Annotated in this window: 1 pseudogene; it reads right to left on the minus strand. The window is 69.9% G+C overall.

The window, feature by feature from the left end:
* Positions 1-51 precede the first annotated feature (51 nt).
* A pseudogene (locus tag HUA74_RS45105) lies at positions 52-379 on the minus strand (serine protease); the annotation flags it as partial.

Below are 379 nucleotides of genomic sequence, written 5' to 3' on the forward strand. Positions count from 1 at the left end.
CCAGCCGGTGGCGGGACTGGACGGCGTCCCCTTCCAGCACCTCCAAGAAGATCACTTCCCCCACGACAGACCCTCCAGGTAGCGGCGCGCCAGCTTGCGAGCGTTCTCCGCGGAGAAGCCGCCCAACGTGAGGCTGGTGTCCACGCCGCGCGTGGATGCGTTCAGCGTGGCCGCGCGCAGCACCAGGTCGTAGAGGCCCGGGAAGCGGCGGTAGGCCCGCAGGCAGATGGCGGCGCGCACCGTGAGGCCGTTCACGTCCACGAACTCCGACTTGCAGCGGAAGTTGGTGACGTCCTCGCGCGTGGCGGCCACCGCGTCCGGGTCCTGGGAGAAGAGCGTGCTGTAGAGCGCGGAGAAGCGCATCGCGCCCAGCTTCTGG

The organism is Myxococcus sp. CA051A, from assembly GCF_013336705.1.
Classification (GTDB): domain Bacteria; phylum Myxococcota; class Myxococcia; order Myxococcales; family Myxococcaceae; genus Myxococcus; species Myxococcus llanfairpwllgwyngyllgogerychwyrndrobwllllantysiliogogogochensis.